Raw genomic sequence first — 23,038 nt, 5'->3', positions numbered from 1 at the left:
TTTATGTACCATCACGTGTCTATAATTCTCTGAAAATTAGAGAATTAAATTCTACTGGAAAATAAAGTAAAGGAATTGTATGCCTACAATCAATCAATTGATACGTAATGAGCGTAAACGTGTGGTTAAGAAATCTAAATCACCAGCTCTAGTATCGTGTCCACAGCGTCGCGGTGTTTGTACACGTGTTTACACGACAACACCAAAAAAACCTAACTCGGCTTTAAGAAAAGTTGCAAAAGTTCGTTTAACTTCAGGTTTTGAAGTTATTTCTTATATCGGTGGTGAGGGTCACAACCTTCAAGAGCACTCAATCGTACTTGTACGTGGTGGTCGTATTAAAGATTTACCTGGTGTTAAGTATCATATCGTTCGTGGTGCTTTAGATACAGCTGGTGTTGCAAATCGTAAAGTTGCTCGTTCTAAATATGGAACTAAGAGACCTAAAAAATAGATAACTTTTAATAGAAGTTTAAATATAAATATATCAAGCGAGCACAGGATATATCTTTAGTGATATATTTTGAGTAAATTTGAAAAAATTGAAGTAAGGAAAATTACAAATGAGAAGAAGAAAAGCTCCCGTTCGTGAAATAATGCCAGATCCTGTTTATGGAAGCAAAATTTTAACGAAGTTTATAAATAAAATTATGTACGATGGTAAAAAAAGTACAGCTGAAAAAATCATTTACAGTGCAATGGATATCATTAGCTCTCGTGGTGAAAAAACAGGTATTGATACTTTTAATGAAGCTATTGAAAACATTAAACCTATTATTGAAGTAAAAAGTCGCCGTGTTGGTGGTGCTACATATCAAGTTCCAGTAGAAGTACGCCCGGTACGTCAACTATCACTATCTATCAGATGGTTAATTGATTCTTCTCGTAAGAGAAATGAAAGAACTATGGCTGAGAGATTAGCAAATGAATTAATGGATGCGTCATCTGATAAAGGTAATGCATTTAAGAAAAAAGAAGATACTTACCGTATGGCTGAAGCAAATAAAGCATTTGCTCACTATCGCTGGTAATCTTTAATCCTTGAGCGGAGTCTCCTAGCCATTTGGTTGGGAATTCCTCAATGACCTCTTTTGCAAATAGACAGAGTCTATTTATGAAAGAGGTCCAACTCTATAAATAAATCACTTTAAGGCATTATAAAAATGGCAAGATCACATAAATTAGAAGACGTAAGAAACATAGGTATTGCAGCACATATTGATGCTGGTAAAACTACTGCAACTGAAAGAATTTTATTCTATACAGGTCGTGAGCATAAAATTGGCGAGGTTCATGATGGTGCTGCTACTATGGACTGGATGGAACAAGAACAAGAAAGAGGTATTACTATTACTTCTGCTGCAACAACTTGTGAGTGGGACGGTAAACAAATTAATATAATTGATACTCCGGGTCACGTTGACTTTACTATTGAAGTTGAGCGTTCTATGCGTGTACTAGATGGTGCTGTTTCAGTATTCTGTGCTGTTGGTGGTGTTCAGCCTCAATCAGAAACAGTTTGGAGACAAAGAAACCGTTATAAAGTTCCATCAATTGTTTTTGTTAACAAGATGGATAGAACAGGTGCAGATTTTTACGAAGTTGAGCGTCAAATACGTGACCGTCTAAAAGGTAATCCTGTTCCTATTCAATTACCAATAGGTGCCGAAGCTGAGTTTGACGGCGTTATTGATCTTGTAAAGATGAAAGCAATTGTATGGGATAAAGATGCAGCAATGGGTTCAAACTATCACGTTGAAGAGATTCCTGCTAACCTACAAGATAGAGCTGATGAATATAGAGAAAAAATGCTTGAATCATTATCTGAAGTTGATGGTAATGATGAATTTGCAGAAAAATTCTTAGACGGTGAAGAGATTTCAGAAGAAGAGATTTGTGCAGCTATAAAAGCAGCTACTCTTGGTATGGCAATTGTTCCTATGACTTGTGGTACAGCGTTTAAAAACAAAGGTATTCAAACTTTACTTGATGCAGTTGTTGCTTACCTTCCAGCTCCAGCAGAGTGTGCGCCAATTACTGGTACTATGATGGATGATGAAGAAGTTCATGTTGCAGTTCCATCTACTAACGAAGGTGATTTCGCAGCATTGGCTTTTAAAATTATGACAGATCCATTTGTTGGTGTACTTACTTTTATCCGTGTTTACCGTGGTTCATTAGAAGCAGGTTCATTTGTTCATAATACTACGAAAGACAAAAAAGAGCGAATTGGGCGTATCGTAAAAATGCATGCTATCAAGCGTGAAGAAGTTAAAGAGATTTACGCTGGTGAAATCGGTGCAGTTGTTGGTCTTAAAGCAACTACTACGGGTGATACATTAGTTATAGGTCAAAAAGTTGTATTAGAGAGAATGGATTTCCCTGAGCCAGTTATCTCAGTTGCTGTTGAGCCAAAAACTAAAGCTGACCAGGAAAAAATGGGTATTGCACTAAGCAAGCTTGCTGCTGAAGATCCATCTTTCAGAGTTAATACTGATGAAGAGACTGGTCAAACTATTATTTCTGGTATGGGTGAGTTACACCTTGAAATTCTTGTTGACCGTATGAAAAGAGAATTTTCTGTTGATGCTGAAGTTGGTGCTCCACAGGTTTCTTACCGTGAGTCAATTAAAGAGAAAGTTAACCAAGAGTACAAGTATGCTAAACAATCTGGTGGTCGTGGTGCATTTGGACATGTTTATCTTACTGTTTCTCCAGGTGAAGCTGGTACTGGTTTTGTATTTCACAATGAAATCAAAGGTGGAACTGTTCCTAAAGAGTATATTCCTGCTGTTGAAAAAGGATGTAAAGAGTCTATGTCTGCTGGTGTTCTTGCTGGTTACCCAATGGAAGATATCGATGTTGTACTTTATGATGGTTCATACCACGATGTTGACTCGAATGAGATGGCATTTAAACTTGCAGCATCAATGGGTTTCAAAGAAGCTTGTCGTAAGGCTAAGCCTTCAATCTTAGAGCCAATGATGAAAGTTGAAGTTGAAGTTCCTGAAGACTATATGGGTGATGTAATCGGTGACCTTAACCGTCGTCGTGGACAAATAAACAATATGGGTGACCGTTCAGGTAACAAAATTGTAGATGCATTTGTTCCACTTGCTGAAATGTTCGGTTATTCAACAGACCTTCGTTCTGCAACTCAAGGACGTGCAACATACTCAATGGAATTTGATCACTATGAAGAAGTTCCAAAGAATGTTTCTGAAGAGATTCAGAAAAAGAGAAACGGCTAGTCCTACTCCAATTAATACTTCCTTTGGAAGTATTAACTTTCCCTACAAATAAACCAAAAATTGACGATTTATCAGTAGTTAACTTTTGTTTCTATTCTTCAAATAAAATATAGATTTAATAGCCAGTCTTAAAACCCCGATTGCGGAGTAGACTATTGACGTCCAAAGTAGAGGGTGCAAGTAATTCTCTTTCTCTCTCATCAAGTCGATTCTCTTAAGTGGTGATGTGAGTAAGTCCTGATGTTGCAAAAGTGCCAAGACTATAAGTATTATTAAGAAGTATAAAAGTTCAATTTTAATTTTTTTAATCATACTATTATTATATCTTGTATAGTTAAAAAAATTAAAAAAAATTAGGTGTTTTTATGAAAAAATTAGCAATATTAGCCGTTTTAGCAACACTCTTATTCTCTCAAATTAAGATTTCACAAGAGAATCCGACCATATACTCTACAATTGGGGATATAGTCTATGATAATGTCGTGTTAATACAAAAGTTAAAAGATGTCCCTGAGTTCTCTCTTCTTGAAGATAAAATAGATAAATATGTTAAAGAAGTCCAAGAAGCTAAAATAAAAGGGTTTGCTATAGAATCAGGAGATATAAAAGTAGACAAAATTGAGTATCTAAAAACTTTAAGATATTTGTTTAAAAAAAATAATAGTTATGCAAGAGAAGCAGAAGCAAAACTTAAATCGTCTATAAAAGATGGGAACAATGAACTATTTGTATTTATTATTAATTCTGGACTTATCAATACAGAGAAACATAAGAAAGAAATTTTAGATTACTACTTCAAACACAGTGAAGAGATTGAAGAATCTGGAGTTATAAAAACTCTTTTGGATGAGAATAAAAATCAAGACAAAATGCAAAGTGAAAAAAAAGGACTTACAAAAAAGCAAATAGAAGATGCCAAAATTAAAAGATTAAGAAAAAAAGACAAAGCAGAACAGGAGAACCTTGAAAAATTGCTTGATGATAATGTTGCACAAACAAAGCAGGAGATTCGTGAAAATCAGAGAAAAGAGTTAGAAAAATAATTAAAATTCATGCCCACTCATAATCTTGATCTATATCTGGCTTGCCTTGAAGCGTGAGGTATGGCTTGTAGTGAGATTTGTACGAGAGAGAAGGGCAATCCTCAACATAGTATCCTAAGTAAATCCACTTTTTTTTAGATCTTTTTGCAAATAGTATCTGATTGTAGAGGGAGAGTTTTCCTAAAGAGTATTTCAGATAATCTGGATCATAGTAAAAATATATAGAAGAAATTCCATCATTCAATATATCTATTAAATCGACACCGATTAGTCTATCTTCATCATAATATAAAACTTCATACCCAAAATCATTGTGAGAATCTACAAATGATCTGTAGTACGCTTCAGGAGTAGACTGAGTGTACTCCCACCCTTTTTTATCTTTCATATTTAAATGGTACTTCTCAAAGAGTTCTAAATGGGTTTTACTTATAGTAGGTCTTTGAATATAGCTTTTGATATTTGAAGCTTTCTTTATAACTCTTCTTTGTGATTTGGAAAATTCAAAATTATCAACGTCAATTTTTACACTTTTACACTCATTACATGTAGAACAAATCGGTCTAAAATACATCTTACCAAATCGTCTATAGCCACGTTCTATAAAATCCTGGCATTGTTGCGTAGAACACTCTTCGATTACTTTATAGTAAGTTGTTTGGTGTTGATTCTGCAAATATGAACATTTGTCATTTGTTAGAAATTCTTTAAGTATATTCATATGCGAAGTTTGACATAATTTGCTTTATAAAAAGGTATACAATGAAAGAAATATTTACAAAATATAAAATATTAATCTTAAGAAGTTTGGGCGTGCTAATGCTAATGATTGGTTTCATTGTACATTTTTGGTCTGCTCCAAAAGAGGGATATACTCAAAATGAGATTGCAGCGGCAAATGTAGCAAGGATGGAAGCTCATGTGAGGGGTTCGGCTGGAAATTCTAAAAACCCCAAAAAATCAAGCAGTGCAAAAATTTTAGAGGAACTAAAAAACACACAGGCAAAACAAAGAGAGTACCTGACAATAATAGCTATGATTTTTGGAATTGGGTTCCTAGGCTATAGCTTTATTAAGCGTGAGAACGATTCTGTGCAATAAGCACACCCTCAATCATCTCTCCAATATCACCATCTAAAATACCTGAAATATTAGAGTAAGCTTCATTGCTTCTCGTGTCTTTAACCTGCTGATACGGTTGCATAACGTAAGAGCGAATCTGGTGTCCCCAGCCTATCTCGCTTTTAGATACACCTGCCAGCTCAGCTTTTTGTGCTTCAAGTTCTAGCTCGTATAGTCTTGATTTTAACATCTTCATAGCTGTTGCTTTATTTTTGTGCTGACTTCTGTCGTTTTGACACTGAACTACGACATTCGTTGCTATGTGTGTTATTCTAATAGCAGATTCGGTTTTGTTTACATGTTGTCCGCCAGCTCCACTAGAGCGGTAAGTATCTATACGAATGTCTTTATCCTCTACTACTATGTTTATGTCATCATCAACCTCAGGAGAAACCATGACAGAGGAAAAAGAGGTGTGTCGTTTAGCGTTTGAATCAAATGGAGATATTCTTACAAGTCTGTGAATACCGTTTTCAACCTTTAGGTATCCATACGCATTTTCACCTTTTATAAGGATTGAAGCATCTTTAATCCCTGCTTCTTCTCCCGACTGGTAGTCAAGAACTTCAACTGAAAAACCGTTTCTCTCCGCAAAGCGTTTATACATGCGAAGTAACATTGAAGCCCAGTCCTGTGACTCTGTCCCTCCAGCTCCGGGATGTATTGATAGTATGGCATTATTTGAGTCCATCTCTCCGCTGAGAAGAACTTCTATTTCCATTTTTAAAATTTGCTGTTTAAGTTCCTCTGCACCTTCAAAACACTCGTTTATAGAGTCATCATCACTCTCTTCTTTTGCCATATCATATAGTTCTTTTGCATCAAGTATTGCATTATTGGCTACGAAGTATTTATCGAGCTTTCTTTGGCACTTTGTCTTCTCTTGCTGTACGATTGCAGCATTGCTTGCATCATCCCAAAATTCTTGATTATTTTCTAGCTCTTCTATTTCTTTAAGTCTGGCTTTAAGTTTTGTAGGCTCAACAACACCGGTGATGTTTTCCATTTTAATTTTTAAGTTTTTTAAAAGTTCTGTATATTCGTAGTTGTCCATTGATTAGTCCCTTAAAAGGAATAAAATTCCTTTTACTCCGCTAGCGCCGCTTGGGCGACTAAAGCTTCATGTTTTGTAGTATAATTGCGATTATATTGAATTGAGGCTTAAAATGAAGATTATCTCTTGTCCATTAGAATTAAAAGAGTATTTAAAAGGTGAAAATAATTCTACATCTTTTCAAGGAAACCGAACTATCGGTTTTGTCCCAACAATGGGGGCACTGCATCAAGGGCACATTTCACTTATAAAAAAAGCTAAAGAGCAAAATGAATTGGTTGTGGTATCTATTTTTTTAAACCCGACACAGTTTTTAAAAGGTGAAGATTTAGATAAATATCCTAAGAGAGATGAAGCTGACAAGCAGATATGTAAATTAAGCGGAGTAGATATTCTTTTCTTTCCACATGTAGCAGATATGTACACCAATGATGAAGTGACATTATGCGCTCCAAAAGTTAGAGGATATGTTTTAGAGGGTAATAGCCGACCTTCGCATTTTAACGGTGTTTTAACAGTTGTGATGAAGCTTTTAAATATAGTTACACCAACAAGAGCTTACTTTGGCAAAAAAGATGCACAGCAGTTAAACCTAATCTCTTTGATGGTAAAGCAGCTGTTTATGAGTACTCAGATAATTCCGGTAGATACGGTTAGAGAGAGCGATGGCTTGGCACTAAGTAGCAGGAATGCATATCTTAGCCCTAACGATAGGGAAGAAGCACTTAAAATTTCGTCATCTTTACGTCAAGCAAGTGCTATGGTTGTAAAAAACATTTTGGATTCAAAAGAGATTATTAAAGAGATGAGAAACACTCTTGGAGATTTGGAAGTTTTTTATGTAGAGGTTTTAAATCGTGATTTTGAACAACTCTCACATGTAGAGATTGGAAATACGATTATCTTAGTTGAAGTGAGAGTTGGAACTACAAGATTACTTGACAATATCTGGTTGTAGAGGTCTCAAGTAACCCTCTTCAACCATTATCTCAACAGCTTTTTTAAACACAGGTACCGATGTTTGAGCAGCAAATTGACTCTTTTTAGGCTGAACTACAGCTACACCTATTGTATATTTTTGCTTTTGATCATTCGCAAAACCTATAAAAGCGGTGTTGTACTTTCTAACGTATTTCCCGTTTTCAACTATATGTGAAGTTCCAGTCTTTCCGCCAATAACTAAACCTTCAGTTTTGGCCTTTGTTCCAGTCCCCTCATTTACAGTTTTTATGAGAACTTTTTTGACTCTATGAGCGGTAGAACTTTTTATAACCTGAATCTGCTCCTCATCTACACTCTTTGTCTCTCTCTCATAACTATCTATAAAACTACTGACTATTTTTGGAGTAACCATTCTTCCATTATTGTTAAAGGCGCTGTATGCTCGCAAAAGCTGCATTAGATTTGCTTTCATTCCATATCCGTAAGAGCAGGTAGCTTTGTATATCTCATTATTGAGTTTTATTGCACTTGGTATTGATCCCGTTTTTTCATAGATAAGATCAGGTGTAGATTTTTTAGAAAAACCAAATGTTTTAAGCCCTTCATGAAACTCTGCTCCAGATAATTTTTGTGCTAGTTGAGCTATCCCTATGTTAGATGAGTGAACTATAGTGTTCTCAGCAGATAGCCAGTCAAATTTATGCTCATCCGTTATAATTTTTTTACCAATTTTAAAACGACCATTATGCCCATTTACCAAGTCATAAGGGTTGATTAGTCCCTTGTCTAAAAGTAGTGCAAAAGTGATTGTTTTAATAACACTGCCTGGCTCAAAACTATACTCAATCATGCCGCTGTTTAGAGATGGATAGTCACTTTTTTTAATTGATTTTGGCAAGAATCTGTTTGAGCTTGCCAAAGCGATAACTTCACCGTTAGTCGAATTCATGATGCCAATCATTATATGTTTTGCGTCGAGTTCAACTTTCATATTATCAAGCATTCTCTCTACTCTGATTTGAAGAGATATTGGAATGGTTAGTTTTATATCTAAGCCATTAATATTCGGTTTTGAGAAGCTTTTTTTATTTAATATAATATAGCTGTTTACATCTCTTGGTCCTTGGCTTAGTTCATCCTGTTTTGCTTGAAGGTCGTCTTCGAAGCGTCTTTCTAAACCTTTAACCCCTTTTACATAAGTATACCCCTCTTCTTCAATCTTATGTGGGTAGCCGATGATTGGTGTTAGCAAGTCTCCATAGGAGTACTCTCTACTCTCTCCACTCTCGATTATACTTAGTCCATGAAGTGTAGTCCTTCCTGTAGTGGGGCTTTTACGCTCCACAAAAACTTTTAATCGTCTAAGCTCATAAGCTAATCGTTTTAGGTATTGAGCCTGTTTTTGTTCTATGTTGTAGCTTAGAACTACCACACCTCTTTTTTTACTAAGCTTCTTTGTTATCTCTTCGGACTCTATGCCGGAGTATATGCTGAAAAGTTCAACAAATAAATCTTTTTTTAAAGGGTCTATATAGTGCGTATTGACAATAGCTTTGTAAAGTTTTTTTGTACTTGCAATGTGAAAGCCGTCAGCACTTATAATAGAACCTCTTACAGCTTTTGAACTCTCTTTTGTATATAAAGATGGCAGATCACGGGATTTAAGAGTTGTTAAAAGCATTACACTCAAAAATATTAAAAAGCCAAGGGCTATTAACACATAAAGTAGAAGTATTTTTTTGCTTTTATTTTGATTTATCATGTGTACTTTTTTGGAGAAATTATAACATTGTTTACATAATAGCGAGTTTAGTTTTTTTTGTTTGATATGTTAGATTCTGAATCAAGTTCAGAATGACGAACGACTGTTCAAAATGACACTTTCGTCACCCCAAACTTGATTTGGGGTCTAGCTTCTAAACAAAAAGAGCAGACTCACCTAGTTATAACTGTGTTCTTCCCAATTCTTTATAGGCGCTTAGAGCTTTATTTCTTATCTCTAGCATTAATTTCATACTTGTCTCAGCTTTACCAATTGCAAGTGCTGCTTGATGTAAATCTTTTACTTGACCAGTTGCCATATCTCCAAGGGCTTTATCACCTTTGTCTTGAAGTTCATTTACCTCATTTAGAGCAGATTTTAGGTGCTCAGCAAAAGCCTCTCCACCACTAGGATTTTCTAGTTTACTCTTCTGTTTTAGTAAGTCGGCTGTGGATGTGCCTGATATTCCATTTATATTACTCATAATTCAGCCCCTTCGTCTTTAAATTTTCTATTGTAAAAGCGATATTGCACTGTTTGCCATATCTTTTGAACTTTGAAATGCCGCAACATTTGCTTGGTACGAACGAGTCGCTTCTACTAAATCGGCCATTTCGATAACAGGATTAATATTTGGATACGCAACATAACCATTTGCATCCGCATCTGGATGATTTGGCTCAAATTTCAACTTTGGCTCTCTGTCATCACGTGAAATCTTGTCAACTATTACACTCATTATAGCAGGATTCACTTTTTTCCCAAAATCACCCTCATTTAAAGGGTCTGAGTATTTTGCACTGTCTGTCATAGAATTTAGTGCTTTGTTGAACTCTTGGTTAAAGTCGATAGCTTTAAATACAACCTCTTTTCTTCTGTAAGGTCCGCCCTCGTCAGTTCTTGTAGTCTGAGCATTTGCTATATTTTGAGAAATAGTATTAACTCGAACTCTTTGAGCAGATAAACCATAACCGCTGATATCAAAACTATTTAAAAAATTACTCATTTTTTTCCCTTTTTATAAATTAGACCCTGAATCAAGTTCAGGGTGACGAAAGCTCGTCATTCCAAACTTGATTTGGAATCTATCAACTTATTTTTGAAGATGCATCAATAACGCTTTTGAAAATAGCACCATTTTTCTTCTTGGCTTGGACAAGAGCATTAAACATTACTGAGTTTTTACTCATCTCTGTTGTCTCAACATCCAAATCTACACTGTTTCCGTCATTTCTAGCCATATGTCCATCTCTAAAAAAAGTCTTTGGTTTGTATGAGCTTTTTTCATCACGAAACTCTATATGCGCACTATCTGTTTTTGCAAGAGCAAGCTTTGATGAGTTATCTTTATATATTTCAGCTTGTTTTGCACGAAGAGCATCTTCAAAGCTTATATCTCTTGGTCTGTAAAAAGGAGTATCAGCATTCGCAATATTTGAAGATATCATATCTTGACGCGCCGCTCTATAGTCAAGCGCAGCTGCAACAAGGGTATTTGCTCTGGATGTCTGAATACTCATTTTATACTCCTTTTTTTAATTATTTTATATAAGCAATATTAGTTCCAAAAAATATAGCTATATATATTAAGCGAAGTTTAATCATAACTGCTACATAATGTTGTTAAGGTTATTAGAATAACCCAAATTTTTTATCTACTAAGGAGTCTCTTATGAAAAGAGCTGGTTTTACTATGATCGAATTGATCTTTGTTATCGTTATTTTAGGTATTTTAGCCGCTGTGGCTATTCCAAAACTTGCTGCTACACGTACTGATGCTGCTGCTACTTCAGCGTTGTCTGATTTTAAGACTGTTATGAAAGATATTCAGACAGATGCTATGTCTACAGGAGCTTTAAAAGCAAACTTGATAGATACAACAACTGCATCTCCTAATGTTGTTGCTAATGGTACTGGTATTAGTGTAATGGGTGGTGGTGTAATTTGTGCTGCCGTTGCTAGAACTAATGATGTAAATGTTACTATTACGGATGGTGCTGGTATTGGTAATGCGGCATGTGCTTTGGTTGCTGATGCGTTTGTTACTGGTGAGATTATTACTGTTTTAGGTTCGTCTGTAGCTCGTTAATATACTTTTTCACTCGTTCCCAAGTTCTACTTGGGAATGGATATCTACAAATTCTTCTTTTTTTAAAAATCACAAACTTTAAACTTAAACAATCTTTCTCGTTCCCAAGTTCTACTTGGGAATGCATACAAGCGTTTTCCTCCTCTTTTAAAAAATCAAACAAACTTTAAACTTAAATAATTAAACATTATGTTAGTATAATAAATATATGAAATATGACGTATTTTAAGGAATTTTTATGCAAAAATCAAAAAACGGTTTTACAATGGTAGAGCTAGTATTTGTTATAGTAATTTTAGGTATTTTAGCAGCTGTTGCTATACCTAGGTTTGCAGCAACTCGTACAGATGCAGACATAACAAAAGGTCGTGCTGATATAGCTTCTATACGCTCCGCTATTGTTACAGAGAGGCAGGGTCGCCTTATAAGAGGTGACAGCACATGGATATCAAAGCTTAGTAATAGCACTACAACACTTTTTACTGGCGTTGATGCAAATCAGACACTTTTAATGTATGGCATAACTGCTAAAGATGCTTCGGGTCACTGGCAAGGTCAGGCAGGCGGATTGGTTCACACTTTTAAACTAGGTACAAGTACAAATACATTTACATATACTCCGACGGACGGAAGATTTTTGTGTACTTCCGGATCAGAGTGTTCAATACTTACTAATTAAGGTATAAAGTAGATTCCAAATCAAGTTTGGAATGACGGAGCATCGGTTTGGAATGACGACCAATCCGTCACCCTGAACTTGATTCAGGGTCTAGTTTTCTTATTCCCACTCTTTAACGTGGCAAAGCGCACATCAAACATTGGATAATAAAAACATTTGCATTATTATAATATCTCACTTTTAAACTCTCCTCTTGAGCCATTCACTTACCAAAGTTTACTAAATCTACATGTAGGTACAAAAGTTAGTCTAAAAGTCAGAAACAGAGAAGCTGATGGCGTTATTATCTCTACATGTGAAAAGCCAGAATTCAAAACAAGTGAAATTTTAGAAGTAAGTGATTTTGAGTATAGTTTAGAGCAGATAAAGCTTGCTAAATTTATAAGCACATACTACTTTTCATCTTTGGGTGAGGCTCTTGGGGTTATGATGGCTTTTGAAGCTAGATCCCCAGTCAAGCTGAGGATGATGGAATCAGAAACTGAAATGACGGAAACTGATGCTCCAACTCGTCATTCTGAACTTGATTCAGAATCTAGCATCACAGGCCAGATCCCAAATCAAGTTTGGGATGACGAACATCAGATTCAGGATGACACACCGCCTCGTCGTTCCCAACTTGATTGGGAATCTAGCATCACACTCTCAGCAAAACAACAAGAGGCACTTACATTTTTAAAGCAACATAAAACCTCGCTTCTTTTTGGTGACACTGGTAGCGGTAAAACAGAGATATATATGCAATATTTTTATGACATTTTAAAAGAGAAAAAACGCTCTATTTTTCTTATGCCTGAAATCTCTTTGACTCCACAGATGGGGCAAAGGTTGGAGGAACACTTTGGTGACTTAGTGGTTATGTGGCACTCAAAGCTCACCCCAAAACAAAAAAAGATTGCACTGCAAAAGATTTATGATGGCACTGCATATATCATAGCAGGTCCCCGTTCAGCACTTTTTCTCCCTGTTAAAGATTTAGGTCTGATTGTTGTAGATGAGGAACACGATGATAGTTATAAATCATCTTCACGCCCAAGATACAATGCCAGAGATATAGCTATATATATGGGTAAGCTTTATGATATACCAGTAGTTTTAGGGAGTGCGACACCATCTTTAAACTCTTATACCAAGTTCGCACATGTAAGGCTAAAAGGTGGACACTTCAGCGCACAAAAAGAGTTTGTTTACGAGCGTTCAGCTGAAAATTTATCCCCTTTGATATTTGATAGTCTAAAAGAGAGTTTAAAAGCAAAAGAGCAGGCTATAGTTTTTCTACCGACACGTGCAAACTTTAAGTATCTTATTTGTCAAGATTGCGGACACACTTATGAGTGTGTGTTTTGCAGCGTTGGGATGAGTATTCACCAAAAAAGCAGAGCTTTGAAGTGCCACTACTGCAACTATTCACAAGCTATACCTCAAGTGTGCTGCGAGTGCGGAGGCGGTTCTCTGACAAGCTCAAGACTTGGAACTGCCGAGGCAGTTAAGGTGATTGGCGAAGAGTTTTCTGAAGCTAGGGTTGAGCAGTTTGACAGAGATGTTATAACCACTTCAAACAAACTGAAAAAAGCACTGAAACGTTTTAATGACAGAGAGAGTGATATACTTGTGGGAACTCAGATGCTAAGCAAAGGACACGATTATCACGGGGTAACTTTGGCGGTTGTTCTTGGGATGGACAATATGCTAAATATGGGTGATTACAGAGCAAGAGAGAAGGCTTTGTCCTCTTTAATCCAAGTCTCAGGGAGAAGCGGGCGAAAGCAAAATGCCAAAGTTTTAGTTCAAACTTTCAATGAAGAGTTTTTTAAAACTTACATAGGCAGTTATGAGAACTTTTTAGAGGAAGAGAAAGAGTACAGAAAAGAGCTCTATCCACCGTATAAGAAACTTTGCCGTATTGTATTTTCTCACAAGAACGGACTAAAAGCTCAAAGCGAGATGAGTGAAATGCAAGAGAAACTATCTAAAATACAAAACATCGAGATAGTAGGTTATGGAAAATGCGGAGTTGAGAGAGTGGCCGATAAGTACAGGTTTGAGATACTTCTGCGCTCTGATAAGAGTACAGATATCATCAAAGCAATCTCTACATGTAGAAGCCAATTAGCCGAGATAGATATGGACCCCATAGATTTTGGCTAGCCAAAAAGCTTGCTGAAGTGGAATTAATTTTTAATATATAGCTCTTTTTTAGTATCAAAAAACCAGTAAAAACTCATCATAACTCCGGTAGTCTTTTGGTAACTCTCATCAAACATAAACTCTCTTGACTCTTCAACAGGGATATATATAACTTCAATATCTTCATCGTGCAGACCGCCGCCTTCACTCACTTTCATACTGTCATCACATGCAGCGTAATAAAGAGTTTGGTGAGTTCCGGAGATGCCGACGCTTGTGTAAAAAGAGCTGATTTTTTCTAAATTCTCTACAGGTACATCATACCCGCACTCTTCTAAAATCTCCTCTTTTGCTATTTGTGCGTTGCTTGCCTCTTTGTCTACTATTCCCGCGCAAAGTTCATACATCATCCCGTTGTCTCTGTTTTTGTTTAAAACCGTAGCACGGAGCTGCTTTACTAAAACAAATGCATTTTTTTGGGTGTGGTAAAGCAGAACAGCTACACTATCATGACTTAAAACAGCTTCCCATTTTTTTTCTACACCAAAATGGGAGTAGTTAATCATGATAGGTTTTATAAATCTTGGATTTTTAAGTTTTTCAGTAGAGTCTATCTTGTGCACACTCTCCTCCGTTATAGAAATAGCAAGTTGTATCAGGTATGGATAATTTTACAAATTTTGTTTTATTTTTAAGGTGCAACTCTATGCTCTCATTGTAATTCTTTTTTAGCTTTAAAAATGCCTCTTTCTCATGACCTTTTAGTTTTTTAGTGGTTACTTGAACGACTCTCAGAGGGTTTGTGGCTACGTTATCTTTTCTAAGTTCAAAGTGCAGGTGAGGACCGGTAGAGCGACCGGTGTTTCCAACATACCCTATTGTTTGACCTTTTTTAACATATTTACCCCTTGTTACACCTCTGCGAAATGATTTTAAATGGGCATATCTTGTCTCGTAACCATCGTTATGACTAATCTTTATAAGGTTTCCGTAAGCGCCAAGTATACCTGCATGTGAGACTCTTCCACTTCCAGCCGCCACTACTGGAGTTCCTCTGCCTGCTGCGTAATCTACACCTAGATGTGCTTTCCATCTTTTTAAAATTGGATGAAATCTTCTTTTGGTAAATCGTGAGGATATTCGTGCTCCCCTAACTGGAGATGCAAGCAAAAAACCTTCAACTTCATTGGCATTTTCATCATAAAATCTGTCATCTGAGTTTAGGTATATATAGTGTTGTTTCTTTTTCATCTCAATCATTGCAACTTGTAAAATCGGCATTGAAAAAGCTCTTCCTAAACGGTACTTTTGATCATAAATCATTACTAAAGTATCACCTTTTCTTAGGTCTCTTTTGAAATTTAGAGAGTATTTAAAACTAGATACAAAGATTTCTGCCAGTTTTTTACTACCAGTTGCTTTTATGATGTCGTAATATGGGGAGTGAGAGATATTTAAAGTAAATGCCTCTGTTTTTGTAGTGCTGATAATTGGTATAACTTCAAAACTATAAGAATTTTTATCCCTGTATATGTGTAGTTGTAGCTCATCATTAAGAGGAAGGAGTATCTGCTTTATATTTTGTTTCTCATCTCTTAACATGTGGCAATGTATACCAGCGCGCATCTCTTCGGTGAGAAGCTGGTCATCTTTGTCCAGGTTATAGTAAAGAGGTTTTACTGGAAGATTGTTCCTCTCTAAAAAGACAAGATAGCTCTCACCGTTAGCCCAGCGGAAAGTCTCGACTTTGGAGCCAAAAAGAGATGTTAAAAGTAGAAGAAATATTAAAAACTGTCGCATAAAATAACCATAAATATTAAATTTTTTAAAATAATTCAGAAACTCTAACAAAATTTGGCTTAGTATGAGGTTTGTTTGCTATAATCGCATTATATAAAATTGAAAAATTTTAATATTCTACCCCTTTATGGGGTTAGCTTTAGTGCCATAGCGGTTAGCGTAGCAAAAGGAATTACTTCCTTTTGCGTTTAAATAAAGAAAAGTGAAGAGAATGAAGTATATATTTTTAGTTTTTATTTTAGCAATAGAGTTGTTTGGAAGTGTTGTAAAGTCTCCTGTAGTTACAGTGAATAGTGATGAAACGGAAGTTACTATTAAAATAGATAAGATAGATGTAGGAATGAGCGGTTTTATTGTCCATAAGATATCCAAAAACCATACAACTATCTTGAAAAATGCAATTGTTGCAAGTTATGACAAAGATACGCAAATAGCAAAGCTTCTCCTAAGCGAATACAGTGAGTTGACAAACGGTGCGCTTCCTAGTGGAAAATGGCATGTAGAAGTTGGAGATGAGGCAGTATTGGCATTTGGGTACACAAGAGGATTGTTGATTGTCCCAAATGAAGAGATATACTATAGAGTAACCAAAAGCACAAAACTTCAATGGGTACATCCAGATATTTTTGCAACTATATTATCGTTTAATGGGCACCCGACACCGCTTAGAGAAGACTTCACAAAGATGAGTGAAACAACCTCTGTTGGTTTGGTTTTTATATTTTTAGAAGAAGCTATATATACTGTAGATGCTAAAAGCTTTAAAATTTTAACAGTATCAGAGGCTAAACTTCCACAAAATAGCACCAATCTCCCTTTTTATACAAGAGTTCCAGAGATAGATGCAAATTGGTGGGGAGAGGGTAGTAGCGAACTAGAGAGTTATGAGCCTTACTACTATGAACTTTTAGTAGATGCCAATCCTGAAAATAAAAAATTACAAGAGAAGTTTGAAGCTTTTAAGACAAAGGTGAAGTAATGATTGATGTTAAACATTTAAAACATTTTAGCACTATTGTAGGTGAAGAGAATATCTATAGCGACAAGGCACATCTTATAGCTTACTCTTATGATGCAACACGTGAGCATTTTGAGCCAGATGCAGTAATATTTCCAAGGAATGAAGAGGATATAAGCAATATTTTAAAGTATTGTAATGAGCATAGAATCATAATTGTTCCTCGCGGAGCAGGGAGCGGTTTCACAGGTGGAGCACTTCCAAGCAGTGGTGGAATTGTCCTTGCGATGGAAAAGCATATGAATAAAATCTTAGAGATTGATATGAAAAACATGGTGGCAATTGTTCAGCCAGGTGTTATAAATATGGACTTACAGCGTGCTGTAGAGGAGTTAGGTCTGTTTTATCCACCAGATCCTGCTTCTCAGGACTACTCAACTCTAGGTGGAAATGTAAGTGAAAATGCTGGCGGGATGAGAGCTGCGAAGTACGGAATCACAAAAGACTATGTAATGGCAACCCGTGCAGTTTTGCCAAACGGCGATATCATTAAAGCGGGAAAAAGAACTATCAAGGATGTGGCTGGTTATAACATTAGCGGAATTTTGATAGCAAGCGAAGGGACTCTTGCAGTTCTTAGTGAGATAACACTAAAACTTATTCCTAAGCCAAAGTTGACTAAAACGGCTATGGGGATTTTCTCTAGCGTAAGTGATGCCATGGAAGCTGTTTATAAAACTATGGCTAGCGGTATAACACCAGTTGCCATGGAGTTTTTAGATAATTTGACTATTAGGGCAGTTGAGCAGACATTTAAAAAAGGTTTGCCTGTTGATGCAGGTGCACTTTTAGTTACAGATGTTGATGGAAATTTAGAAGAAGATTTGAATTTTCAACTTGCTCAGATTGAGAAAGTTTTTCGTGAAAACGGTTGTACGGAATTTAAAATTGCAAAAGACAAAGCCGAAGCATCAGATATCTGGTTTGCTCGCCGTAACGCTTCTCAATCGCTAAGTATTTATGGAAGTAAAAAACTTAATGAAGATGTAACAGTTCCACGTTCAGCATTGCCTGAACTGTTGGAAAAATTCTATGCAATCGCTGACAAATACAATATAAAAATACCATGTTTTGGACATACCGGTGATGGAAATGTACATACAAATGTAATGGTTGACGGCAAAGACCCTGAGCAGGTTAAAATAGCTTACAAAGCGATAGAAGAGGTTTTTCAAGCTACAATAGATTTGGGAGGAACACTCTCAGGTGAACACGGCATCGGTCTTGCAAAAGCGCCATATATGAGAATGGCTTTTTCTGATGAAGAGATGAATCTGTTTAAGTCAATTAAGATGGCTTTTGATCCAAATAATATTTTAAACCCTGCCAAGATGGGGCTTAACTGATTGGGAGTCAAGCCACATGTTAAAAGAAAAATTATATAAACTTTACAGACATACAAAATTTTTCTTAGCTGCTTTTGCAGATAAAGATCTCTCTCTTTATGCTGCGAGCCTCAGTTTTTACACTATCTTTACTATTATCCCTCTGCTTTTGATTATGCTAACACTTCTAACATCTCTGCCGTCGTTTGCAGAATATTATATGAGCATAAAAACATTTATATTTTCAAACCTTATGCCTGTAAATTCTGAAATGATGATGGGGCATATAGATAAGTTTTTAGCTAACTCTGCAAAAATGAGTGTTATTGGTCTTGTTATGGTTTTAGTTACATCACTTCTGTTTTTCCAAGATTTTGAACATATAGCAAATAAGATTTTTCATGCACAAAAGAGAACACTTTGGGAGTCTGTAACAACTTACTGGACACTTCTTACTTTAACTCCGATTGCACTTGGAGTATCTTTTTACATAACGGCTATGCTGGCTACGGTTATAGAGTCAAATGAAATTGCATCTGTTATAAATATACTTCCCGTTATACCGTATCTGATTATTTGGGCACTATTTTTTCTCATATTTCAAATCTCCGCAAACACAAAGATAAATCCAAAAGCATCACTTATTAGTTCATTTGTAATATCCATAGTGTTTAGTATCTCTAAGAATGCTTTTATTGAGTATACTTTTTATAACAAGGGATATGCGACTATGTATGGCTCTTTTGCTATTTTGATGTTTTTGTTTTTATGGATTTATGTCTCGTGGGTTATTTTTATATATGGGCTTAAACTATGTTATATGATAAACCGCATATATAAAAACAAAGAGACTAAAAACGAGCAGTAGCCAGAGAAAGCTTTTCCTATAAACGCTAATAATCGAAAACGTTACATGTAGAGCGAGAAGTTTATAGCTTAACTCTACATGTAGCCCCTCTTGACCTAAAAATATTAAACTCTGCAGTAAATTATCAAACAAATCTCCATAACCTACTACATGTAGAAATATACTTAGCGGGTAAAACAGAGTAAAAAGCGTTGTCCAGACAATTGAGAGTGGATGGTAGATGCTGAAATTTCCAAAAATTGTTAATGAAAATGGAACCATTAATAAGTAAACCCAAAATGGAACTAATATGAATTGCCATATTTTATTTAAATCTTTAAAGTGTATAAGAAATAAAAATATGTAAAAAACTCCACTAACCGATAGCCAAAAACCAAGAGCAAAAACTAGTTTGGGAAAAAAAGAGAGTAGAAGTATAACTGTTAAAAGAAGAGTTTGCATTGAGACTATCTTAATCCCTCTGTCGTAAAGTACAAACCCGATAACAAGCATAGCAAAAGCACGAAGCAGTGATGGTGGAGAGTCTAAAAAGAGCAGATAAGCAAGAAGCATTAAGGCTACAATAAAAAATATATCAAATTTTGAGTTTCTATAAGGAAAATATTTATTTTGAAAATAGCTGTAAACAGGTTTTATCAAAAAGAAGAGCAGGGCACTAAGAACACCAAGGTGAAATCCGCTTATTGCCAAAAGATGTGAGACTCCAAGAGTGGAAAATGTGCTTTGCAGCTCTTTATTTAAAGGAGTAGCGGTGTATAGAGCTTGATAAATATTTGCAATATTTTTATCTTCGCCAAAAGAATTCCCTGTATGGTGCACAGAAGAGATGTATGTGTTTAGTTTATCCTTTAGTGTAGGTGTAACATCGATATATTTTACTTTTGAGTGGGCATAAAAGCTTGTCAGATACTCATAAAAACTTATCTCACCTGCGAAGATTACAAGTTTTAACTTTTTGCCTTCTACATGTTCAAATGATTTTTTAGCACTGCTGTAAAAAGTAAAACCCTCTTCGCTTTTTAGTTTTAGCACTTGAAATGTTTTACTATCTTTTATTTTTTCATACTGCTTAAGAACTGTCGCAGAGACTATTTGCGAATCAAAACGGTTTAGTTGTTTATAGTTTTGGTACTCTATAAGAAGTGAGTAGAAGAGGATAAATGTACATGTAAGTAAAAATAGAAGAAACTCTCTTTTTGTGTTAAAAAGTGAGACTCTCTTCGTCATTTAATAATTTTGCATTTAAGAATTTTTCACTCAAAGCGCTGGCATCGAAACCATATCGTTAGAAACATTAATATTAGCGGAGCGAGTATCTACGTTCTCGTAGACTGTCTCAACACCTTTTGCAAAAGGTTGCGCATCAACAAAGCGGGTGAGTTTCTTCTGAAAAACAAGTTTGACATGACCCGTTGGACCATTTCTCTGCTTTCCGATGATTATCTCAGCATCCTCTTCCTCTTTTTCTACATACTCTGAGATAAACTCTTTACCATCAGCTTTTGCAGCTTTTTCGCGCTCTTTTTCCTCTTTGTATAGGTAAACATCATCACGGTAAACAAACAAGATAATATCTGCATCCTGCTCAATAGAACCAGACTCACGAATATCGCTTAACATAGGTCGTTTGTCATTTCTTGACTCTAGTCCACGGTTTAGCTGAGAGAGTGCTACTATGGGCATATTAAGCTCACGGGCGAGCATCTTTAACCCACGAGACATCTCTGATACTTGAAGATGTCTGTCTTGTGTTCCAACGCCACTCATAATTTGGAGGTAGTCAATTACTGCAATCTCTATTTCAGGGTGTTTGTTTTTTAGTTTTCTAAGTTTTGAGCGAAGCTGATTAATGTTGATACTTCCGTGGTCATCAACATATAGCTTTGCATCATTCATCCTCTCTATCGCTCCATTTAGAGAACTCCACTGGTCATCATTCATATCTCCAACGCGTAATTTTTGCAGAGGAATAGAGGTTTGTATAGATAGAAGTCTAAGCATAAGTTGTTCAGCCGGCATCTCTAAAGAGAAAAAAGCAACACCTTTGCCTTGCATAATAAGGCTGTTTACGGTGTTTAAAATAAAAGAGGTTTTTCCCATAGCAGGACGGGCCGCTATGATTACTAAGTCTCCCTTACCAAAACCGGTAGTCATTTTGTTTAGTTCATGGTAGCCTGTGTCGACACCAACTAAAATATTGTTTCCACGCTCTTTCATCTCTTTGATATATGCCATTGTGTCAAAGGTCATCTTTGGAGAGTCTTTAAAGTCGCTGGTTTGGTTGTCTTGCGTTATCTCGTAGAGCTTTTTCTCGACAATATCAATAACTTCTGCACTTGAGAGTTCCTCTTCAACTGTAACTCTTTTTATCTCTGTAGTTAGAGTTAGAAGGTGTCGTTTGAGAGATTTGTCTTTTATCTCCTCTACATACGCTTTTGTATTTGAGATAGGATTTGCTGATAAAATCTCAAGCATAACCTGCTCGTCAAATTTCTTGATTTTAATAAGCTCTTTTTTAATAAACTCTTCATCAATAGGGTGATCTTTTTGAAGGAGTTTAACCATTACTTTAAATATGTCCTGATGAGCAGGAAGGTAGAAATCATCCTCTCTAAGAGCAACGCTTAGTTCATCAAACTGCTGAGGTTCAAAAACAATTGAACTAAGTATTGAGCGTTCAAAAGCCAGGTTATATAAATTATCTTGCATCTATTACCTTTTCTCAGATAGTCTGAACAAGTCCAGACTATCTTCAGTCACTGAAGCTACACCTGTCGGTGAGAAATTAATCATTCTGATTCCTCGCTGCGTTTTCAACTTCTTCTATAAATCTGTCTACAAGCTCACTCTCGTTTAAATTAGCCACAACTTCACCTTTTACCATTATTAGACCTTTTCCTTTGCCATAAGCGATTGCTACATCTGCATGAGCCGCTTCACCAATGGCATTTACAACACATCCCATAACTGAAACATTCAGAGGAGCTTTTATATGTGCAGTTCTTTTCTCTATCTCGCCAACAGCCGTAACCAGGTCGGCTTCAATTCTTCCACATGTAGGGCAAGAGATAATATTTAGCCCGTCTTTTACTGCGCCGCTATCTTTTAAAATAGCTCGTGCAACATTTATCTCCTCTTCTAACTCGCCTGTTATTGAGACTCTCATAGTGTCGCCGATTCCATCAAGAAGTAGCGCACCAAGACCTATTGAGCTTTTAACAGTTGCATGAAAAAGAGTTCCCGCTTCTGTAACGCCTAAATGAAACGGGTAGTTGTTCTTTGGGCGTAACATTCTGTAGGCATCTACAGTTCTCCCAACATCGCTGGCTTTTAATGATATTTTGATGTCACTAAAACCTAAATCCTCGAGATATTTTATATTGTACTCGGCAGACGCGACCATCCCCTCAGCACTTTGTCCATACTTGTTTAAAAACTCTTTTTCTAAGCTTCCTGCATTTACACCGATTCTTATTGGGATATTTCGTGCTTGACAAGCTTTTACAACCTCTTTTACACGCTCACGTGAACCAATATTTCCAGGATTGATTCGTATGCAGTCAACTACTTCTGCAGCAATTAAGGCCAGTTTATAATTGAAGTGAATATCTGCAACAAGAGGTAGAGATATCTGCTCTTTTATGCTTTTAAGGGCAAGAGCATCTTCCATGTCAGGAACAGCTACTCTAACTATGTCACAACCTGCAAAATGGAGCCTTCTTATCTGCTCAACCGTTGCTGTAACATCAGAGGTTTTTGAATATGTCATAGATTGTGTGCTTATTGGAGCATCACCGCCAACTGCAACATTACCTACAAAAATTTGTTTAGTTTGGACTCTTTTTATCATAAATAGATTTTATCTTTTTTGGTATAAAAGGGTGCTTTAGTAATTGAAGATGCAAAATTAGATATAAAATGTGATAAAATTTCACCATGAATAAAATTGAAAAAATAA

At 36.0% G+C, this 23,038-nt stretch carries 24 protein-coding genes; 12 read left to right on the top strand and 12 right to left on the bottom strand.

Features of this window, described 5'->3' with window-relative positions:
• Nucleotides 1-79 precede the first annotated feature (79 nt).
• The 3 genes from rpsL (at nt 80) to fusA (ending at nt 3,251) form a co-directional block, all read left to right on the top strand.
• The gene (gene rpsL, locus HUE88_RS11310) at nt 80-454 is read left to right on the top strand and encodes a 30S ribosomal protein S12 (RefSeq protein ID WP_194369106.1); all 375 of its coding nucleotides are present in this window, start codon (nt 80-82) and stop codon (nt 452-454) included.
• Nucleotides 455-563: 109 nt separating this feature from the next.
• A complete protein-coding gene (gene rpsG, locus HUE88_RS11305) occupies nt 564-1,031 on the top strand; it encodes a 30S ribosomal protein S7 (protein ID WP_194369104.1) in 468 nt (155 codons plus the stop codon).
• A 132-nt stretch (nt 1,032-1,163) separates the two neighbouring features.
• The gene (gene fusA, locus HUE88_RS11300; RefSeq protein WP_194369102.1) at nt 1,164-3,251 is read left to right on the top strand and encodes an elongation factor G; all 2,088 of its coding nucleotides are present in this window, start codon (nt 1,164-1,166) and stop codon (nt 3,249-3,251) included.
• A 78-nt stretch (nt 3,252-3,329) separates the two neighbouring features.
• Here the strand turns inward: fusA and HUE88_RS11295 are convergent, their stop codons facing one another.
• Nucleotides 3,330-3,563 carry a hypothetical protein gene (locus tag HUE88_RS11295; RefSeq protein WP_194369100.1) on the bottom strand — a complete coding sequence of 78 codons (234 nt, stop codon included), beginning with the start codon at nt 3,561-3,563 and terminating at the stop codon, nt 3,330-3,332.
• A 53-nt stretch (nt 3,564-3,616) separates the two neighbouring features.
• Between HUE88_RS11295 and HUE88_RS11290 the strand changes: the two genes are divergently transcribed.
• Nucleotides 3,617-4,294, top strand: a complete 678-nt coding sequence (locus HUE88_RS11290; protein ID WP_194369098.1) for a hypothetical protein — start codon at nt 3,617-3,619, stop codon at nt 4,292-4,294.
• A 7-nt stretch (nt 4,295-4,301) separates the two neighbouring features.
• Here HUE88_RS11290 and HUE88_RS11285 read toward each other — a convergent pair whose 3' ends face one another.
• Nucleotides 4,302-5,015 (bottom strand): arginyltransferase, encoded by a 714-nt coding sequence (locus tag HUE88_RS11285; RefSeq protein ID WP_194369096.1) that lies wholly within the window; start codon nt 5,013-5,015, stop codon nt 4,302-4,304.
• Between the two features lie 41 nt (nt 5,016-5,056).
• Here HUE88_RS11285 and HUE88_RS11280 point away from each other — a divergent pair, with 41 nt between their 5' ends.
• The gene (locus tag HUE88_RS11280; RefSeq protein WP_194369094.1) at nt 5,057-5,395 is read left to right on the top strand and encodes a hypothetical protein; all 339 of its coding nucleotides are present in this window, start codon (nt 5,057-5,059) and stop codon (nt 5,393-5,395) included.
• Here the strand turns inward: HUE88_RS11280 and prfB are convergent.
• Complete coding sequence (prfB, locus tag HUE88_RS11275; RefSeq protein WP_194369092.1) at nt 5,367-6,470, bottom strand: peptide chain release factor 2; 1,104 nt, start codon at nt 6,468-6,470, stop codon at nt 5,367-5,369. The two genes, HUE88_RS11280 and prfB, sit on opposite strands and share 29 nt — an antisense overlap.
• A 112-nt stretch (nt 6,471-6,582) precedes the next feature.
• On the opposite strand from prfB, the gene panC reads away from it, so the two are divergent.
• Nucleotides 6,583-7,428, top strand: a complete 846-nt coding sequence (gene panC / locus HUE88_RS11270) for a pantoate--beta-alanine ligase (protein ID WP_194369090.1) — start codon at nt 6,583-6,585, stop codon at nt 7,426-7,428.
• Here the strand turns inward: panC and HUE88_RS11265 are convergent.
• The 4 genes from HUE88_RS11265 to flgB all read right to left on the bottom strand — a co-directional run bounded on the left by HUE88_RS11265 (nt 7,405) and on the right by flgB (nt 10,694).
• Complete coding sequence (locus tag HUE88_RS11265; RefSeq protein WP_194369088.1) at nt 7,405-9,174, bottom strand: peptidoglycan D,D-transpeptidase FtsI family protein; 1,770 nt, start codon at nt 9,172-9,174, stop codon at nt 7,405-7,407. The genes panC and HUE88_RS11265 overlap by 24 nt on opposite strands.
• 181 nt (nt 9,175-9,355) lie before the next feature.
• Complete coding sequence (gene fliE, locus HUE88_RS11260; RefSeq protein WP_194369086.1) at nt 9,356-9,658, bottom strand: flagellar hook-basal body complex protein FliE; 303 nt, start codon at nt 9,656-9,658, stop codon at nt 9,356-9,358.
• A 27-nt stretch (nt 9,659-9,685) separates the two neighbouring features.
• Nucleotides 9,686-10,180, bottom strand: a complete 495-nt coding sequence (flgC, locus tag HUE88_RS11255; protein WP_194369083.1) for a flagellar basal body rod protein FlgC — start codon at nt 10,178-10,180, stop codon at nt 9,686-9,688.
• An 82-nt stretch (nt 10,181-10,262) separates the two neighbouring features.
• Complete coding sequence (gene flgB, locus HUE88_RS11250; RefSeq protein WP_194369081.1) at nt 10,263-10,694, bottom strand: flagellar basal body rod protein FlgB; 432 nt, start codon at nt 10,692-10,694, stop codon at nt 10,263-10,265.
• Nucleotides 10,695-10,846: 152 nt separating this feature from the next.
• Between flgB and HUE88_RS13900 the strand changes: the two genes are divergently transcribed.
• From HUE88_RS13900 to HUE88_RS11230, 3 genes are all read left to right on the top strand, one after another.
• A complete protein-coding gene (locus HUE88_RS13900) occupies nt 10,847-11,263 on the top strand; it encodes a type II secretion system protein (protein ID WP_229860077.1) in 417 nt (138 codons plus the stop codon).
• Nucleotides 11,264-11,501: 238 nt separating this feature from the next.
• Complete coding sequence (locus tag HUE88_RS14040) at nt 11,502-11,942, top strand: prepilin-type N-terminal cleavage/methylation domain-containing protein (RefSeq protein WP_194369079.1); 441 nt, start codon at nt 11,502-11,504, stop codon at nt 11,940-11,942.
• 156 nt (nt 11,943-12,098) lie between these two features.
• The gene (locus tag HUE88_RS11230) at nt 12,099-14,090 is read left to right on the top strand and encodes a primosomal protein N' (protein ID WP_229860076.1); all 1,992 of its coding nucleotides are present in this window, start codon (nt 12,099-12,101) and stop codon (nt 14,088-14,090) included.
• 23 nt (nt 14,091-14,113) lie between these two features.
• Here the strand turns inward: HUE88_RS11230 and HUE88_RS11225 are convergent, their stop codons facing one another.
• Complete coding sequence (locus tag HUE88_RS11225) at nt 14,114-14,692, bottom strand: NUDIX domain-containing protein (RefSeq protein ID WP_194369077.1); 579 nt, start codon at nt 14,690-14,692, stop codon at nt 14,114-14,116.
• A complete protein-coding gene (locus HUE88_RS11220; protein WP_194369075.1) occupies nt 14,670-15,869 on the bottom strand; it encodes a peptidoglycan DD-metalloendopeptidase family protein in 1,200 nt (399 codons plus the stop codon). Before HUE88_RS11220 ends, HUE88_RS11225 begins: the two co-directional genes overlap by 23 nt.
• 211 nt (nt 15,870-16,080) lie before the next feature.
• Between HUE88_RS11220 and HUE88_RS11215 the strand changes: the two genes are divergently transcribed.
• From HUE88_RS11215 to HUE88_RS11205, 3 genes are read left to right on the top strand one after another with little or no spacing between them, the layout of a single operon-like run.
• A complete protein-coding gene (locus HUE88_RS11215; RefSeq protein ID WP_194369073.1) occupies nt 16,081-16,848 on the top strand; it encodes a plasminogen-binding N-terminal domain-containing protein in 768 nt (255 codons plus the stop codon).
• On the top strand, nt 16,848-18,233 hold the full coding sequence (locus HUE88_RS11210) for an FAD-linked oxidase C-terminal domain-containing protein (protein WP_194369071.1): 1,386 nt from the start codon (nt 16,848-16,850) through the stop codon (nt 18,231-18,233). Before HUE88_RS11215 ends, HUE88_RS11210 begins: the two co-directional genes overlap by 1 nt.
• Before the next feature lie 16 nt (nt 18,234-18,249).
• On the top strand, nt 18,250-19,080 hold the full coding sequence (locus tag HUE88_RS11205) for a YihY family inner membrane protein (protein ID WP_194369069.1): 831 nt from the start codon (nt 18,250-18,252) through the stop codon (nt 19,078-19,080).
• Here HUE88_RS11205 and HUE88_RS11200 read toward each other — a convergent pair.
• The 3 genes from HUE88_RS11200 to ispG form a co-directional block, all read right to left on the bottom strand.
• Nucleotides 19,024-20,307: a ComEC/Rec2 family competence protein gene (locus tag HUE88_RS11200; protein WP_194369067.1), complete on the bottom strand. Its 1,284-nt coding sequence runs from the start codon at nt 20,305-20,307 to the stop codon at nt 19,024-19,026. The two genes, HUE88_RS11205 and HUE88_RS11200, sit on opposite strands and share 57 nt — an antisense overlap.
• A gap of 30 nt (nt 20,308-20,337) precedes the next feature.
• Nucleotides 20,338-21,789: a replicative DNA helicase gene (locus tag HUE88_RS11195; RefSeq protein ID WP_194369065.1), complete on the bottom strand. Its 1,452-nt coding sequence runs from the start codon at nt 21,787-21,789 to the stop codon at nt 20,338-20,340.
• A gap of 76 nt (nt 21,790-21,865) precedes the next feature.
• Nucleotides 21,866-22,930, bottom strand: a complete 1,065-nt coding sequence (ispG, locus tag HUE88_RS11190) for a flavodoxin-dependent (E)-4-hydroxy-3-methylbut-2-enyl-diphosphate synthase (protein WP_194369063.1) — start codon at nt 22,928-22,930, stop codon at nt 21,866-21,868.
• Nucleotides 22,931-23,038 lie beyond the last annotated feature (108 nt).

Source organism: Candidatus Sulfurimonas baltica (genome assembly GCF_015265455.1).
Taxonomy (GTDB): Bacteria; Campylobacterota; Campylobacteria; order Campylobacterales; family Sulfurimonadaceae; genus Sulfurimonas; species Sulfurimonas baltica.
The sequence above is the reverse complement of the archived record's forward strand: the minus strand, read 5'-3'. Positions and strand labels throughout refer to the sequence as shown.